Here is a 14,825-nt window from a genome sequence, read left to right on the forward strand (position 1 = left end):
GTTCGTTGGTGGCGGCCCTGCCGATGATCTGCTCCCCGTGGGGCGGGTCGATGGCAGACGGGGCAGCCAGGCGGTCACCTTTGTGTGCTGCGCACACGACCCAAGGTCAAAGGCGGGGCGCGCGGCGGGGATATGGGTGAAATGCGGGGAAGGTGCGAGGGTGGAGGGCGTCAGGTGAGGCGTAGGCACGTTATTCGGCGCGGATGACGTGCACATGCCTCACCTGGCCGTTGATCTATCGGCGGTTGCCGATTGACGTCATCGTGGTCACCGTCTTGCTTCGCGCGGCGCGTCTTGCTTCGCACCGCGTTTCTTGCTTCGCACCGCGCTTCTTGCTGCGCGCGGCGCTTCTTGCTTCGCACCGCGCTTCTTGCTGCGCGCGGCGCTTCTCGCTGCGGCGACGTACCAGCGGCAGGGGATTTTTCTTGATATTTCCGGCACCCGTTGAGTCTGGTCAGGTGGTAGCTGAGGCTGGGCGTCGAAGGCGGGAGCGTGCGGGCCGGGCCACCGCGGGAGCGGGAATCTCTGGAACTGGTGCCCTTGGATCTGGCTCCGTGGCAGGAAAAGGCGTGGCCAGCGGCGAGATCCGGGGGTGGGGCGACATGTTCAGGTCGAGACTGTTGGTACGTGTCGAGCTGAGGTGGCATGGACGAGGAGCAATTCAGCGCTCTCTTCGAAGCGCAGTTCACTGACGTGTGGCGTTTCGCGCGTCGGCGGACCGCTTCGGGGAGTGATGCGGACGACATCGCGGCCGAGACTTTCATGGTGGCCTGGCGGCGTCGGGACGAGATGCCTGTGGATGCGGCACGGCTGTGGCTGTTCGGGATCGCGCGGAACATTGTGGCGAACCACTGGCGGCAGGATGTCCGCCGCGACCGACTCCATCTGCGGCTGGTCGGCAACGATGCCGCGGAGGACGCCTACGAGCAGCCTACGCCGTCGCAGGAGGTGCTGTGGCCGGCGCTTGCGGCGCTGCCGGACAAGGACCGTGAGCTGCTGCTGATGCGGGCCTGGGACGGGCTCGGCGTCGGCGAGATCGCGACGCTGCTCGGCGTCGATGCCGCGACCGTGTCGTCGCGGTTGCACAAGGCCCGTCTGAAGCTCGAACGCGAGCTGACCGACCTTTCTCTTGAGGAGCAGAAGCGCCATGCCTGAGCACGAGGACACCACCCTGGCGGTGCTGCGGTCGCTTGACCCGGCCGTGGACGACGTGCCGCCCGCACCGGGGTCGGCCCGCTACGACGACATCCGGCGCCGGGTGATGTCGGAGGTCGCACCGCAGGCCACGGGTGCGCCCGAGGTCGCCACGCCGTCGCGGCACGTGGTGAGGCCGGCCCGGCGGAAGCGTCTGCTCGCCTGGACCGCGGCTGCCATCACCGCGGTGGCCGCGTCAGTGGTGGCGGTCGTCGCGTTCGGCGGCGTCGGTGGCGGTCCGGCCGCGGACCAGGTGGTGCTGGTGGCCGCCGACACCACGGCGAAGGTGACCTCGCTGCGCGGTGTCTCCGAGACCACGGCCGAGGACGGCGGTAAATCCTCCTCCACGGTCGAGGCGTCCGGCGACGACCTGAGCATCGTCACTGTGGACGGGCTGGGCACGATCACGTCGATCAGCATCGGCGACACGTTCTACGAGAAGACCGAGCAGGACGCCGAGTTCCGTACCGGCACGCTTGATCCGGAGAGCACGCTCGCGCCCTATGCAGAGTCGGCCGCCGCGGTGGTCCGGGCCGCGCTGCGGGGCGGAACGGTCGAGGAGATCGGGGAGGAGAAGGTGCGCGGTGCCGAGACGACCCACTACCGGCTGCCGGTGACCGGCGCGGCCCGGGACGCGCTCGCTGCCCTGCCCGCGCAGCAGACCGCGTGGTTCGAGTTGGAGCAGGCGGACGAGGTCTCCTCGATCGACGTCTGGGTGTCCGGGGACCTGATCCACCGGATCACTGTCGACCAGGGCCCGCGTCAGGCGGCGGTGGAGTTCTTCGACTTCGGCGCGCCGATCCGGATCACGGCACCGCCCGGCTTCTGAGGATCTGCGGTACGAGACCGTCCGGCGCAGCGCCGGACGGTCTCGGTCCGCACGCATTCGTCCCAGCGTGGGAGAGGCGCGGCGCCGGACCCGGAGGGACCGGTCCAGCGCCCGGTGAGGAGCGCGCCGCTGCCCACCCCGAGCAGGAACGCGGCGGCGGCACCTCCGCCCGGCGGTCCGATGATATCGACTCATATCGACGCGTGTCGGCCGCCTCGCCGGAGCGGCTCACCAGTCGTGAAGCGTGCCGTCCTGCAGGCGGTTGACCGGCAGATACGCGGGCACATAGGGGTGCCCGGCCGCCAGCTCCTCGTCCAGCTCCACGCCGAGGCCCGGCGCCTCGCCGGGGTGCAGGTGGCCGTCGTCGAACGTGTACGCGTGCCGGAACACCTCGTTCGTCAGCGCCGTGTGGCCTGAGTACTCCTGGATGCCGAAGTTGTGGACGGCCAGGTCGAGGTGGATCGCGGCGGCCATGCCGACCGGCGAGATGTCCTCCGGGCCGTGGATCGCGCTCTTGATCTGCCGCTGGGCCGCGTAGTCGAAGAGCTTCCGCATCGGCGTGACGCCGCCGAAGTGCGTGACGGCCGAGCGCACGTAGTCGATGAGCTGCTCGTCGATGAGCGTCTGGTAGTCGAAGACGGTGTTGAACACCTCCCCGATCGCCAGCGGTACGGTCGTGTGCTGCCGGACCAGGCGCAGTCCTCGCTGGTCCTCGGCGGGCGTGCAGTCCTCGAGCCAGAACAGGTCGTACCGCTCGATCTCCTTTCCCAGCCGTGCGGCCTGCTGTGGCGTGAGCCGGTGGTGGGCGTCGTGCAGCAGTGGCAGGTCCGGCCCGAACTCGCTTCGCACCGCCTCAAGCACGCGGGGGAGATGCCGCAGGTACGCGCCGGTGTCCCAGTCCTCGACGACAGGCAGTGCGCGCTGGTCCAGTTGGGCGGCGTCGATCGCGGTTCCGGCGTGCACGCCGTACACGGTCTGCAGACCCGGTACGCCGGTCTGCACGCGCACGCTCTTGTAGCCCTCGGCCAGCCGGGCCCGGACCGAGTCGAGCAGCTCCGGGATGTCGCGGCCGTTCGCGTGCCCGTAGGTGCGCACCCGGTCCCGGGACGCGCCGCCGAGCAGCTGGTAGAGCGGCAGCCCGCACACCTTCGCCTTGATGTCCCACAACGCCGTGTCGACCGCGGCGATCGCGGCCATGGTGACCGGACCGCGCCGCCAGTAGGCGCCCCGGTAGAGCGTCTGCCAGGTGTCCTCGATCCGGTGCGGGTCCGTACCGATCAGCAGCGGCACCACGTGGTCCCGCAGGTAGGAGACGACGGCCAGCTCGCGTCCGTTGAGCGTGGCGTCGCCGAGCCCGGTGACCCCGTCGTCGGTGGTGATCTTCAGTGTGACGAAGTTGCGCCCCGGGCTGGTGACGATGACCCGCGCGTCGACGATCTTCATGCAAAACCTTTCCTGGGTACGGATGTCAGCCCTTTGTCGCGCCGGCGGTCAGGCCGGCGACGAGATATTTCTGCCCGGCCACGGCCGCGATCAGCACCGGCACCGTCATCAGCGTGGCCGCCGCCATCAGCCCGCCCCAGTCGGTGGAGGCGTAGGAGATGAAGTTGAACAGCGTCACAGGCATCGTCTTGGTGTCCTCATCGGACAGGATCAGCGCGAACATGAAGTTGTTCCAGCTGAAGATGAACGCGAGCACGCACGCGGTGGCGGTGCCGGGCGCGGCCAGCGGCAGCGCGATCCGCCGGAACGCGCCGAACGCGGTGAGCCCGTCCACCCGCCCGGCCTCCTCCAGCTCGATCGGCAGGCCCTCGAAGAACCCGATCATGATCCACAGGATGAGGGGTACGGAGACGAACATGTGACTGAGCACCAGCACGGTGTAGGAGCCGACCAGCCCGATCTGCGCGAACAGGTAGTACCAGGGGACAAGCAGCGAGATGGCCGGCACGATCCGGGCCACAAGCACCAGCGAGCCGGTCGAGTGCATCCGGAACCGCCCGACCGCCCACGCGGCCGGCACCGCGATCAGCGCGGACAGCACAGTGGAGACCACGCCGACGAGCGCGGAGTTGCCGAGCGACCTGATGATCTCGCCGTCGGCGAGCACGGCGCGGAAGTTGTCAAGCGTCGGTGCGAAGACCAGGCCGACGGTGGGGTCGGTGACCTGCACGTTCGTCTTGAAGGCGGCGGCGATCATCCAGACCACCGGCATCGCGATGATCAGGCAGACCACGGCGATGGCCAGGACCCGCAGCGAGGTCCACATCCCACGGGGCACACCGGGCCTGCCGCCACGGTCCCGGCGCCGAGCTGATGACCGATTCGCAAGCTCGCTCATGCGGAAGCCTTCCGGGAGCGGCGTCGCAGCAGCACGACGACACCGATGATGAAGAGGGTGAACAGCACCAGTACGGCCGCGGCCAGCCCGTACTCCTGGTAGTCGAACGTCAGCCCGTAGGCGTACACGTTGAGCGTCTCCACCTCGAAGTCCGAGCCGCCGCCAGGTCCCTTGGTGGCAAGGAAGATGTCGAACGTCTTGAGGGCATCGACGGCACGCAGCACAAGCGCGGTCATCAGCGTGGTCATCAGCGCCGGCAGCACCACGAACCGGAACCGCTGCCAGGCGCTCGCGCCGTCGACGCGCGCGGCCTCCTCCGGCTCTTCCGGAAGCGTGCTCAGGCCGGCCAGCAGGAGCAGTGCCATCATCGGCGTCCACTGCCACACGTCGATCATCATCAGCACCGGCAGCGACTGGCCGACCGAGCCGAGGAACTCCTGCGGCGCGATGCCGAGCTGCCCGAGCAGGTGGTTCGCGATGCCGTTGGTCGGGTCGAGGATCAGCAACCAGAGGATGCCGATCGCGACCGGGGTGGCCAGCAGCGGCACCATCAGGACCGACCGGACCGCCCGCATGCCGCGGAACGGCTTGCGCAGCAGCATCGCGATCGCCAGGCCGAGGATCGTCTCGATGACGACCGCGCCGATCGTGAAGTACACGGTGCGCCACACGGCCGGCCAGAAGCGGCGGGTGTCACCGAGCGCGTCCAGGTAGTTCTGCCCGCCGGTATAGCGGTTCCCGGCGTTCACCGCGCCGAACGCGTCGGTGAGGGAGAGGTTCAGCGTGAACAGCAGCGGGAAAACGATCATGAGGCCGACGAACGCGAGCGCGGGGGAGAGCATCAGCCAGCGCAGCCGCCGGTTCGACTGCTCGAACCTCATCAGAACTCCTGCTGTCGGTTGTCGCGGCTTAGGAAGTCCTCGAACTCGGCGTGTGCCCGGGCCGCGACCGGCGCCACGTCCTGGCCGATGATGCCGGCGACCAGCGGCCGGCCGACGATGTCGCGGGCCCGGCCCACCTGGATCACCTCGGGCCGGTCGTGGCCGATGCCGTTCTGTGCGTTGACCCGCATGGCCTCGGCCAGGTCCGGCGGGAACGCACCGAGCGTCGCCGGATCCGCCCAGGTGGCGGCGCGCGCGCCGGGGATGCCGTCGATCTGCAGCGCGGTCACCGTCTCCGGGCTGGACACCCAGCGCACGAACTGCCAGGCGTCGTCCCGCAGCAGCGAGAACTCGTTGATCCCCACGCTCCACGACGGGATGTTGTGCGGCCTTGACCCGGCAGGCCCGGCCGGGAACGGTGCGAAGCCCACCCGGTCCCGTACCGTGGAGATCTTCGGGTCCAGGAAGTTCTTGTAGATCGCGTCCGCGTCGATGTAAAACGCGGCCTTGCCCTGCGCGAAGATCGGCATCGCCTGCTCCAGGCTCATGTTCGTCGCACCCGGCGGCCCGGCCGTGTGCAGCAGCTCGCCGTAGAACCGGTAGGCGGTGACCGCCTCGGGCGAGCCGATCCCGGAGCGGCCGTCCGGCGTGGTGAAGTCGCCGCCGAAGGAGTAGAGGAAGCTGGACCACTGGGTGACCGCGCCGCTGCGCTGGCCCCGGCCGACGTATCCGAACAGGCCGGGGGAGGTCAGCCTGAGCGCGGCGTCGCGCAGCTCGTCGAGCGTGGCCGGCGGCGTGTCCACCAGGTCCTTGCGGTAGTAGAGCGCCGGCCGCTCCGTCACGACCGGGACGCTGAGCACCTTGCCGCGGGTGATCGAGCGCTCCCGCGGCGCGTCCTGGAAGTCCGGCCAGGCGAAGGAGGGTTCCGCGACCAGGTCGGTGAGGTCCGCCAGCCAGCCGTTGCGCGCGAACAGGATCTGCTCCTGCAGCGCGCGCACCATCATCACGTCGATGTCCGTCGCCGAGGCGTTCAGCTTCACGTTGTAGCTGCTGGCGAGCTGGTCCGCGGTCAGCAACTGCATGCTCACCCGCCGCCCGATCAGCTCCTCGAACTCCGGCAGCCGCTCGCGTACGGCCTGCGACCACACGTGGTTGACCGCGGAAATGCGCAGCGGCGTGTTCGGCCCGGGTGCGGACCGGTCCGCGCAGGCGGACAGCGCCGCCGTACCGGCGCCGGCGGCGATCAGCCTGCCGAAGGCGCGCCGGCCCATTCGTATCTCAGACATCGTCGTCCTCGCCGTCGTGGGTTCTGGTCCAACTGGTACTACCAGTTGGACCAGTTGGACCGTAACAACGCCGAAACCTTCTTGGCAAGGGATGAGCTATGACTGCGTGAGCAGGCGCTCCAGGTGCCGGGTCGCCATCACGTCAAGGCTCACGTCGAGATCCGCGCCGTAGGTCCGCAGTCCGAGCATCAGGTGCTCCCGCATGCGCGCCCGGGCCAGCGGCACGTCGCGGGCCGCGACCGCCTCCAGGATCTCCGGGTGGTGCGGCACGCCGGGCTCGCCGATCGCCGGGTCCGAGTTCGACCGCAGCATCATCTCGAACATCATCTCGCCGATCGAGGACAGCATCACCCGCAGCACCGGGTTGCCGCACGCGGCCGCGATCGCGTCGTGGAAGCCCAGGTCCGCACGGGCCATCGCGGCCGCGTCCGGCGCCGCGACGAACCGCTCGTGGGCGCGCTCGATCGCCTGGATCTCCGTGGCCGTGGCCCGCTCCGCCGCCAGTCCGGCGATCTCCACCTCGACCGGGATGCGCGCCTCGATCAGCTGCCGTGCCGTGGGCCGGTCCGCGCGGTAGACCGCGTCGTAGGTGCGGGCGCCGCGCGAGGTGACGAACGACCCCCGCCCCGGCTGCACGTCGATCAGGTCCTGCGCCTCCAGCCGGCGCAGCACCTCGCGGACCACGTTGCGGCTCGCGCCGTACTGCTGCGCCAGCTCCCGCTCCGAGGCCAGCTTCGCGCCCGGCGTCAGCGCTCCGGCGCGGATGTCGTGCTCCAACTGCCGTGCGATCCGCTCGGTCAGCAGCCCCCGGAGTGCCGGCCGCTCCCGCGCGGCGAGGTGCGGAGGCTCATCGGAGGAGGTCACGGGGCGCATGGATCACAGGATACGAGACCGTGTCGGCTTGACTTTGTCCCACAGCGTGTAGGAGATTGCTGGAGTCAGGTAAGGCTAGCCTAAACAGGAGCTGGAAGTGTCGAACTCCCCGTTGTTCGCGTCGTTCCTCATCGGGCTGCGCGAAGGCCTCGAGGCGACGCTCGTGGTGAGCATCCTGGTCGCGTTCCTGGTCAGGTCCGACCGCCGGCACCGGCTTCCGTGGGTGGCGGCCGGCGTCACGGCCGCGGTCGTGCTCTCCATCGGATTCGGCGCCCTGCTCACCTACACCAGCACCACGCTGCTCGCCGACTACCGGCACCGGGAGCTGTTCGAGGCGGTCACCTCGGTCGTCGCGGTCTGCTTCGTCACCCTGATGATCTTCTGGATGCGCCGGGCCGCCAGGTCACTCGGCGGTGAGCTGCGCGCCGGCCTGGACCGGGCGATCGAGGTCGGCCGGGTCGCCGTGGTGCTCTTCGCGTTCCTCACCGTCGCCCGCGAAGGCCTGGAGACCGCGCTTCTCTTCTTCGCCGCGGTGCAGGGCGCCACCGCCGACTCCGGTCCGCTGCTCGCCATCCTCGGCGGCATCGTGACCGCGATCGTGCTCGGCGTGCTGCTCTACGCCAGCACCGTCCGCATCGACCTGGGCCGGTTTTTCACAGTGACCGGGCTGCTGCTGATCCTGGTCGCCGCCGGGATCCTCAAGTACGGCGTGCACGACTTCCAGGAGGCCGGCGTCCTGCCCGGACTGAACACGCTTGCCTTCGACATCACCGGCACGCTCGACCCGTCCGGCTGGCCGGCAGCGCTGCTCGCCGGCACGTTCAACATCACGCCGGCGCCGTCGGTGCTGGAGACGGCCGCCTACCTGCTCTACGCGGTGCCCGCGCTCGCGTTCTTCCTGACGCCGGCGCGCACCCCCGTCGCCGCCCCGGTCCGCTGAAACGCCGCACCCGCCGCAACCCGCCGGACCCCGCTGAATCCCGTTGAGTTCCGCTGAAGGAGCACCATGCGTACCCCCCGATTCTTTGCTCTGACGACCGCCGCGCTCGCGGTCGCCGGCCTCACCGCCTGCGCGGAAGCGGACGAGGGCGCCAACGCCGCGGCCGGCCCGGTCGCGGTCAACGCCACCGACACCGCCTGCGACGTCGGCGTGACAGTCCTGGCCGCCGGCACCGCCACGTTCGCGGTCACGAACAAGGGCTCGAAGATCACCGAGTTCTACGTGTACGCCTCCGGCGACCGGATCATGGGCGAGATCGAGAACGTCGCGCCCGGCCTGACCCGCGAGCTGCGCGTCGAACTGCCGGCCGGCACCTACCAGACCGCCTGCAAGCCCGGCATGGTCGGCGACGGCATCCGCGGCACGCTCCAGGTCAGCGGCTCGGCCGCGCCGCTCACCGACGACGCGGCGCTTGCCGAGGCGACCGCCGGCTACCAGCGCTACGTGCAGAGCCAGTCCACCGGCCTGCTCGCCAAGACCCAGGAGTTCGTCGACGCGGTCAAGGCCGGCAAGGTCGACGAGGCGAAGGCACTGTTCCCGGTCGCGCGCACCTACTGGGAGCGCATCGAGCCGGTCGCGGAGATCTTCGGCGATCTCGACCCGCGGATCGACGGCCGCGAGGAGGTCATCGAGGAGGGCATGGAGTTCACCGGCTACCACCGCCTGGAGAAGGACCTCTGGGAGACCGGCGACATCTCGAAGTCCGGCCCGGTCGCGGACCAGCTGATGGCCGACGTCAAGGAGATCGTCGCCAAGGCCACCGCCGCGCAGCTCTCCCCGCTCAACCTGGCCAACGGCGCCAAGGAACTGCTCGACGAGGTCGCCACCGGCAAGATCACCGGCGAGGAGGACCGCTACTCGCACACCGACCTGTGGGACTTCGCCGCGAACGTCGAGGGCTCCAAGGCCGCGATCGCCGCGCTCCGCCCCGCGCTCGAGCAGCGCGCACCCGCACTCGTCACCCAGCTCGACACCGGCTTCGCGGACGTCGACACCGCGCTCGCCAAGCACCGCGTCGGCGACGGCTACAAGCTGCACACCGACCTGACCGAGGCCGACCTCAAGGAACTCTCCGACGTGATCAACGCGGTCTCCGAGCCGATAAGCCAGGTCGCCGCCGCAGTCGTCAAATAAAGCCACGATCAACTGCCGCATCGGGGTACGCCCCGGTGCGGCCCAGAACGTTCGGTGGATCCGACGCTGACGCTGACGGCAAGGCCTCGCACTGCCTGGTCCCGTGGCGCGCTGTGACCGCCCTCGCTCCGCACGCCCGGACCGCGCTTCGGCCCGCCGCGATCCACCGCACGTCCCAGCCCGCCGCGAGCTATCGCACACTCCCAGTCCGCAGGAAGGTGTTCAGATGAGGATGTCGCGCCGCCGGATCATCACGGTGGCCGGCGCCGGGCTGGCCGGATCCGCCGCGGCCGCAGCCGGTGCGGTCGCGCTGCACGCGTCGGGTGACACGGCACCCCCGCTCCACGGCCCGGTCGACTTCCACGGCGAGCACCAGGCCGGGATCGTCACCCCCGCGCAGGACCGGCTGCACTTCGTCGCGTTCGACGTGATCACCAAGGACCGGGCGCGTCTGGTCGCGCTGCTGCAACAGTGGACCGTGGCCGCCGCACGGATGACCGCGGGCCTGGACGCCGGCCCGGTCGGCGCGGTCAACGGCATCCCGGAAGCGCCGCCGGACGACACAGGTGAGGCACTCGGCCTGCCCCCGTCCGGGCTGACACTGACGCTTGGCCTCGGACCGGGCCTCTTCCGTACCCCCGACGGCATTGATCGTTTCGGTCTTGCCGCGCAGCGGCCCGACGCGCTCGCCGAGCTGCCCCGCTTCCCCGCCGACAAGCTCGACCCCGCGCTCTCCGGCGGTGACCTGTGCGTGCAGGCCTGCGCCAACGACCCGCAGATCGCCGTGCACGCGATCCGCAACCTGGCCAGAATCGGCATGGGCGTGGTCAGCGTCCGCTGGTCCCAGCTCGGCTTCGGCCGCACCTCCTCGACCAGCCAGGCCCAGGCCACGCCGCGCAACCTGTTCGGCTTCAAGGACGGCACCCGCAACCTCAAGGCCGAGGAGACCACGCTGCTCCGCGACCACCTGTGGGCCCAGCCCGGCGACGGGCCGTCCTGGATGGACGGCGGCAGCTACCTGGTCACCCGCAAGATCCGCATGATCATCGAGACCTGGGACCGGGCGCCGCTGGGCGAGCAGGAGGCGATCGTCGGCCGCACCAAGGGCAGCGGCGCACCCCTCGGCCGGGCAGGCGAGTTCGACGAGCCGGACTTCACCGCGACCGCTGCCGGCGAACCCGTGATCCCGGCCGACGCCCACGTCCGCCTCGCCCACCCGGATGCCAACGCGGGCGCCCGCATGCTGCGCCGCGGCTACAACTTCGTCGACGGCTCCGACGGCCTCGGGCGCCTCGACGCCGGCCTCTTCTTCATCGCCTACCAGCGCGATCCCCGCACGGCGTTCATCCCCGTCCAGACCAGCCTGGCCCGCCACGACGCCATGAACGAGTATCTCCGCCACGTCTCCAGCGCCGTCTTCGCGGTTCCGCCGGGTGTGCCCTCGGAGGGCGGCTTCTGGGCGGAGGCCCTGTTCGCCGCGTGACGGATCTCGCGTAGAGGATGGTCCTGGAGTGGCCCGCGGGCAGGGCGCCGGGGTCGTGGTCCGGCTTGCGGTGGGCTTGGTGGAGATCAAGAGCGGCATCGAGGCCGGGGATCGCGTCAGCGGCGGGTGAGCGGGGCGTGTTCGGCCTGGGTGGGGGCCAGATCTGCGCGCAGGTTCGCCGTGGTTGAGATCGAGAAGCGGCCGCCGGTGAGCGGGGCGTGTTCGGCCTGGGTGAGGGGGCTTGATCTGTGCGGAAATTCGCCGGTGGAGTTCGAGAAGCGGCTGTCGCGGAGGGTAACCGGTAGGCGGGCGCTGCGCGCCCGATATTTCACCATAAAGGTGCGATACCGCAGACCCGGCCCACGGAGATCATCCGTCGAATGTACCTGGGAGTGGTTATGCGCGCCTTGGAACCACTCCTGTGTACATTCGACGGATGATCATTTGATCCCGCCGCTTCATGTCCGAGATTCCTGCCGGGCACGGGATCGGCCAGACCCTCGCGGTGCTCCGGCTTCGTCGCCGCGCTCGCGGACTACAACCCCACGCTCGGGCCGGCCTGCGGGGCCGGGTAGAGGAGCCGGACCGCGTCGTCGACCTCGAGGTCGATCAGCCGCTGGACCTCGACCGCCTGGCCGTCGAATATGCCGGTGAGCTCCAGGCTCACGATGCCGTGGACACGGGTCCAGATGACGATTGCGGTCCGTGCGGCGCGGGGCGGGGTGTCCGGCCGTTGCTGGACGCGGGCCCACGTTCTCAGCTGCGTGTCGAGCGTGCGGTCGCCGCTTGAGGCGTCGGCCGCCGGGTGGTCCGGCACGGCGGTCAGCAGGTCGACGAGAAGTGCCATCGCGGGATCCAGGGGGGTCTGGCCGTCCGCATCGTCGGGCAGGCCCCCGGTCCGCTGGCCGAAGAGCATTCCGTACCGGTGACGATGCCGCAGCGCCCAGTCGCGGTAGGCCGCGACGAGCAGCCGCACTCGCGCGCGCGGCGTCCGCCTGTTGCCCTGCACGGCCTCGGCCATCGCGGCGGCGAGCTGCTGGTACGACCGGTTGATCAGGTGGGTGAGCAGCGCGTCCCGCGACGGGAAGTAGCGGTAGGTGGCCGGCGCGGACATCGCCATGCTCCGGGCCAGTGCCGCGATCGACAGCGCGTGTGCACCGTCCGCGTCGATGATCGCGAACGACGCGTCCTCGATCTCCTGGAGCGTCTGCGCCCGTAGCCGCTCACGCCTGCTCATCACCTGCTGTTCCTCGATCACCGTCGCAGTGTAACGGGGCGTGCCAAGTGTGACGGGTTGACGCGTCAAAACCGGCCCATGCATAGTTACGGCCGTTAACAGAGCGATGATCCGTCGCAAATCAATCGAGGGGACGGCCGAATTGAACACCGCTACCGAGGTGGTGCTGCCGGGCAAGGTCGCGCCGTCCGGCCTCCGGGTCGTCAAGCGGGAGTTGCCCGCCCCGGGCGCAGGTCAGGCGAGGGTGCGGGTCGAGTCCACAGCGGTGTCGTTCGCCGAGAGCGCGATGCGCCGCGGTCGCTACTTCGGCCAGCCCGCGTTCCCGTTCGTGCCCGGCTACGACCTGGTCGGCATCGTCGAGGCGGTCGGCCCGGACGTGGACCGCGCGCTGATCGGCACACGGGTCGCCGCGCTCACCAAGACCGGCGCCTGGGCCACCGCGGTCCTGCTCACCGCCGCCGACCTGGTGGACGTGCCGGACGGCATCGGCGCGGACGAGGCGGAAACGCTCATCGTCAACGGCGTGACCGCCTACCAGATGCTCCACGGTGCGGCGAAGGTGCGCGCCGGGCAGACCGTGCTGATCCTGGGCGTCAGCGGTGGGGTGGGCACCATCCTTGCGCAACTCGCCCGGCAGGCCGGGGCCCGGGTGATCGGCACCGCCAACCCGCGCCACCACGAGGCGTTGCGCGCGCTCGGGGTGGAACCCGTCGACTACCGCGCACCCGATGTGACAGCCCGGGTGCGTGCGCTGACGCCGGGCGGTGTGGACGCGGTGTTCGACCACCTCGGCGGCGCCAGCGTCGGCCGGTCGTACCGGCTGCTCAACCGCACCGGGACGCTCGTCTGTTACAGCATCGCGAGCAAGCTCGACGACCGTACCCCCGTGGTGTTCAGCTTTGTGGCGTTGCTTGGCCGGCTCGCGTACTGGAACTACCTGCCCACGAAGAAGCACGCGAGCTTCTACGACATCTGGGCCGGTTCCGGAAAGCCCGGGTCGGCGAAGCGCGAGGTGTTCCGGGCACGTCTGCGCACCGACCTGACGCACGTCTTCGGCCTGCTCCGCGACGGCACGCTCACCGCGCAGATAGCCGCCCGCTTCCCGCTCGGCGAGGCGGCCGCGGCGCTGGAACTGTCCGAGTCCTCCAACCGGACCGCGCTCGGCAAGATAGTGCTGGTCCCGTGAGGGCGGGGATCGCGCTCATCACCGCGGCGCTTGTCAGCCTGATCGGGGAGGCGGTCGTGGCCGCGGCCTGGGACCGGCGCGCCTACAGCTACGTCGACGACTACATCAACTTCCTGGGCAGCCGGTACGCCGGCGACTTCCAGGGCATCCTCATCTCGTCGCCGCTGTGGTGGCTGATGAGCCTCGCCTGGATCGTCGCCGGGACACTCGTCGCGGTGGCGTGCATCGTCCTCGGGCGCCGGCTCACCGGCTGGAGACGCCTGATGGTTCCGGCCCTCGGCGTGGCGCACGCGGTCGCGCTGATCCTCTTCGCCGTGTTCCCGCTCGGCCCGGACCGCTTCGCCGACGGGACGCTGCCGCTCTACCTGATCGGCGCGTTCCTCTCGATAATCGCCGGGAACGTGCTCGCCGTCGTCGTCGGCCTCTCTCACCTGGAACTCGGGCTGCCGGGATGGTTGGCACCGGTGAGCGTCACGCTTGGTGCGATCGGGCTGCTCAACATTCCCGTCACGTACGGCTGGGTGCCGACCGGCCTCGCGGAGCGCATCTCGCTCTACAGCTTCCTGCTCTGGGCACTGATCACCGGGCTGGCGCTGCTCCGGCCGTTACCTGCGCTGGCCGGGCGGCCGGAGCCGGTGGTGCCGGGGATCTAAGGTGTGGGTGCGGCATCCGGCTGTACGGACCCGAGCGGGACGATCTCGCGGTCGCCCTGGAACAGCGGGCCGCCGCCCTCGAATTCGACGCGAGGAGTTCTTCATGATCCGGATCGGTGAGCTCGGGGCGTCGGACCGGGGCGCGTGGGAAGAGCTGTTCCGCGGGTACATCGACTTCTATAAGCGGCTCGAGCCCCAGGAGATGTACGACAGGGCGTGGCGTGAGTTCGAGGCGGGGACGCGCATGCACGCACTCGGCGCGCGCCTCGACGACCGGCTTGTCGGCATCACGCACTTCTTCGTCCACGCAAATACGTCGGGGCCGGACGTGTGTTATCTGCAGGATCTCTTCACCGCGCCTGACGTGCGCGGCAAGGGCGTGGCGCGGGCGTTGATCGCGGCGGTGTCGGAGTGGGCGGCGGAGCAGGGATGCTGCCGCGTCTACTGGAACACGCACGAGTCGAACAGCACGGCGCGACGCCTCTATGACCAGGTCGCGGAAAACCGGGGATTCATCCGCTACCAGATCGAGCTGCCACCCCGGCCGTAGCGTTCCGGCACAGCCCAGCCCTCGATCAGCCGGTTCCCGGCCGGGGCGGGACGAACGCTGAGACCCTGAGGTCGTGGATCAATTTCAGGAGCTTGCCCGCGCGCTGAACAGGGCCGGACTGTGGGCGGGCCTGTCGTGGGTGCGGCGCCGGAGGCTGCTGTGGGCCGTGGCCGCTGCC

General features: G+C 70.0%; 14 protein-coding genes. 8 read left to right on the top strand and 6 right to left on the bottom strand.

Features of this window, described 5'->3' with window-relative positions; all coding sequences use genetic code 11:
• The first annotated feature begins 645 nt into the window (after nt 1-645).
• Both ACIA8K_RS24910 and ACIA8K_RS24915 read left to right on the top strand, forming a co-directional pair.
• Nucleotides 646-1,155 (top strand): RNA polymerase sigma factor, encoded by a 510-nt coding sequence (locus ACIA8K_RS24910; RefSeq protein WP_396063186.1) that lies wholly within the window; start codon nt 646-648, stop codon nt 1,153-1,155.
• Entirely contained in the window at nt 1,148-2,023 is an 876-nt protein-coding gene (locus ACIA8K_RS24915; protein WP_396063188.1) for a hypothetical protein, read from the top strand. Before ACIA8K_RS24910 ends, ACIA8K_RS24915 begins: the two co-directional genes overlap by 8 nt.
• A 228-nt stretch (nt 2,024-2,251) precedes the next feature.
• Here the strand turns inward: ACIA8K_RS24915 and manD are convergent, their stop codons facing one another.
• From manD to ACIA8K_RS24940, 5 genes are all read right to left on the bottom strand, one after another.
• A complete protein-coding gene (manD, locus tag ACIA8K_RS24920) occupies nt 2,252-3,466 on the bottom strand; it encodes a D-mannonate dehydratase ManD (protein ID WP_396063190.1) in 1,215 nt (404 codons plus the stop codon).
• A gap of 25 nt (nt 3,467-3,491) precedes the next feature.
• A complete protein-coding gene (locus ACIA8K_RS24925; protein ID WP_396063192.1) occupies nt 3,492-4,292 on the bottom strand; it encodes a carbohydrate ABC transporter permease in 801 nt (266 codons plus the stop codon).
• Between the two features lie 68 nt (nt 4,293-4,360).
• Nucleotides 4,361-5,245, bottom strand: coding sequence for a carbohydrate ABC transporter permease (locus ACIA8K_RS24930; protein WP_396063194.1), 885 nt, complete (start codon nt 5,243-5,245; stop codon nt 4,361-4,363).
• A complete protein-coding gene (locus tag ACIA8K_RS24935; protein WP_396063196.1) occupies nt 5,245-6,531 on the bottom strand; it encodes an ABC transporter substrate-binding protein in 1,287 nt (428 codons plus the stop codon). Before ACIA8K_RS24935 ends, ACIA8K_RS24930 begins: the two co-directional genes overlap by 1 nt.
• Nucleotides 6,532-6,627: 96 nt before the next feature.
• On the bottom strand, nt 6,628-7,404 hold the full coding sequence (locus tag ACIA8K_RS24940) for a FadR/GntR family transcriptional regulator (RefSeq protein WP_396063198.1): 777 nt from the start codon (nt 7,402-7,404) through the stop codon (nt 6,628-6,630).
• Between the two features lie 97 nt (nt 7,405-7,501).
• On the opposite strand from ACIA8K_RS24940, the gene efeU reads away from it, so the two are divergent.
• From efeU to efeB, 3 genes are all read left to right on the top strand, one after another.
• Nucleotides 7,502-8,344, top strand: a complete 843-nt coding sequence (gene efeU / locus ACIA8K_RS24945; RefSeq protein WP_396063200.1) for an iron uptake transporter permease EfeU — start codon at nt 7,502-7,504, stop codon at nt 8,342-8,344.
• Nucleotides 8,345-8,410: 66 nt separating this feature from the next.
• On the top strand, nt 8,411-9,538 hold the full coding sequence (gene efeO / locus ACIA8K_RS24950; RefSeq protein WP_396063202.1) for an iron uptake system protein EfeO: 1,128 nt from the start codon (nt 8,411-8,413) through the stop codon (nt 9,536-9,538).
• A 226-nt stretch (nt 9,539-9,764) separates the two neighbouring features.
• Nucleotides 9,765-11,021: an iron uptake transporter deferrochelatase/peroxidase subunit gene (gene efeB, locus ACIA8K_RS24955; protein WP_396063204.1), complete on the top strand. Its 1,257-nt coding sequence runs from the start codon at nt 9,765-9,767 to the stop codon at nt 11,019-11,021.
• A gap of 535 nt (nt 11,022-11,556) precedes the next feature.
• Here efeB and ACIA8K_RS24960 read toward each other — a convergent pair.
• Nucleotides 11,557-12,279, bottom strand: coding sequence for a TetR/AcrR family transcriptional regulator (locus ACIA8K_RS24960; protein WP_396063206.1), 723 nt, complete (start codon nt 12,277-12,279; stop codon nt 11,557-11,559).
• A 121-nt stretch (nt 12,280-12,400) separates the two neighbouring features.
• On the opposite strand from ACIA8K_RS24960, the gene ACIA8K_RS24965 reads away from it, so the two are divergent.
• From ACIA8K_RS24965 to ACIA8K_RS24975, 3 genes are all read left to right on the top strand, one after another.
• A complete protein-coding gene (locus ACIA8K_RS24965; RefSeq protein WP_396063208.1) occupies nt 12,401-13,444 on the top strand; it encodes a medium chain dehydrogenase/reductase family protein in 1,044 nt (347 codons plus the stop codon).
• Nucleotides 13,441-14,097, top strand: coding sequence for a DUF998 domain-containing protein (locus ACIA8K_RS24970; RefSeq protein ID WP_396063210.1), 657 nt, complete (start codon nt 13,441-13,443; stop codon nt 14,095-14,097). The genes ACIA8K_RS24965 and ACIA8K_RS24970 overlap by 4 nt, the downstream gene beginning before the upstream one ends.
• 103 nt (nt 14,098-14,200) lie before the next feature.
• Nucleotides 14,201-14,647, top strand: a complete 447-nt coding sequence (locus ACIA8K_RS24975; protein ID WP_396063212.1) for a GNAT family N-acetyltransferase — start codon at nt 14,201-14,203, stop codon at nt 14,645-14,647.
• Nucleotides 14,648-14,825: the final 178 nt, after the last annotated feature.

The organism is Catenuloplanes sp. NPDC051500 (genome assembly GCF_044454585.1).
GTDB lineage: Bacteria > Actinomycetota > Actinomycetes > Mycobacteriales > Micromonosporaceae > Catenuloplanes.

Coding starts and splice junctions, on each gene's coding strand:
- ACIA8K_RS24925 (WP_396063192.1), bottom strand. CDS start 4,292: ATGTGGACCTCGCTGCGGGTCCTGGCCATCGCCGTGGTCTGCCTGATC.
- ACIA8K_RS24935 (WP_396063196.1), bottom strand. CDS start 6,531: ATGTCTGAGATACGAATGGGCCGGCGCGCCTTCGGCAGGCTGATCGCC.
- efeO (WP_396063202.1), top strand. CDS start 8,411: ATGCGTACCCCCCGATTCTTTGCTCTGACGACCGCCGCGCTCGCGGTC.
- ACIA8K_RS24910 (WP_396063186.1), top strand. CDS start 646: ATGGACGAGGAGCAATTCAGCGCTCTCTTCGAAGCGCAGTTCACTGAC.
- ACIA8K_RS24930 (WP_396063194.1), bottom strand. CDS start 5,245: ATGAGGTTCGAGCAGTCGAACCGGCGGCTGCGCTGGCTGATGCTCTCC.
- manD (WP_396063190.1), bottom strand. CDS start 3,466: ATGAAGATCGTCGACGCGCGGGTCATCGTCACCAGCCCGGGGCGCAAC.
- ACIA8K_RS24940 (WP_396063198.1), bottom strand. CDS start 7,404: ATGCGCCCCGTGACCTCCTCCGATGAGCCTCCGCACCTCGCCGCGCGG.
- ACIA8K_RS24915 (WP_396063188.1), top strand. CDS start 1,148: ATGCCTGAGCACGAGGACACCACCCTGGCGGTGCTGCGGTCGCTTGAC.
- efeB (WP_396063204.1), top strand. CDS start 9,765: ATGAGGATGTCGCGCCGCCGGATCATCACGGTGGCCGGCGCCGGGCTG.
- ACIA8K_RS24975 (WP_396063212.1), top strand. CDS start 14,201: ATGATCCGGATCGGTGAGCTCGGGGCGTCGGACCGGGGCGCGTGGGAA.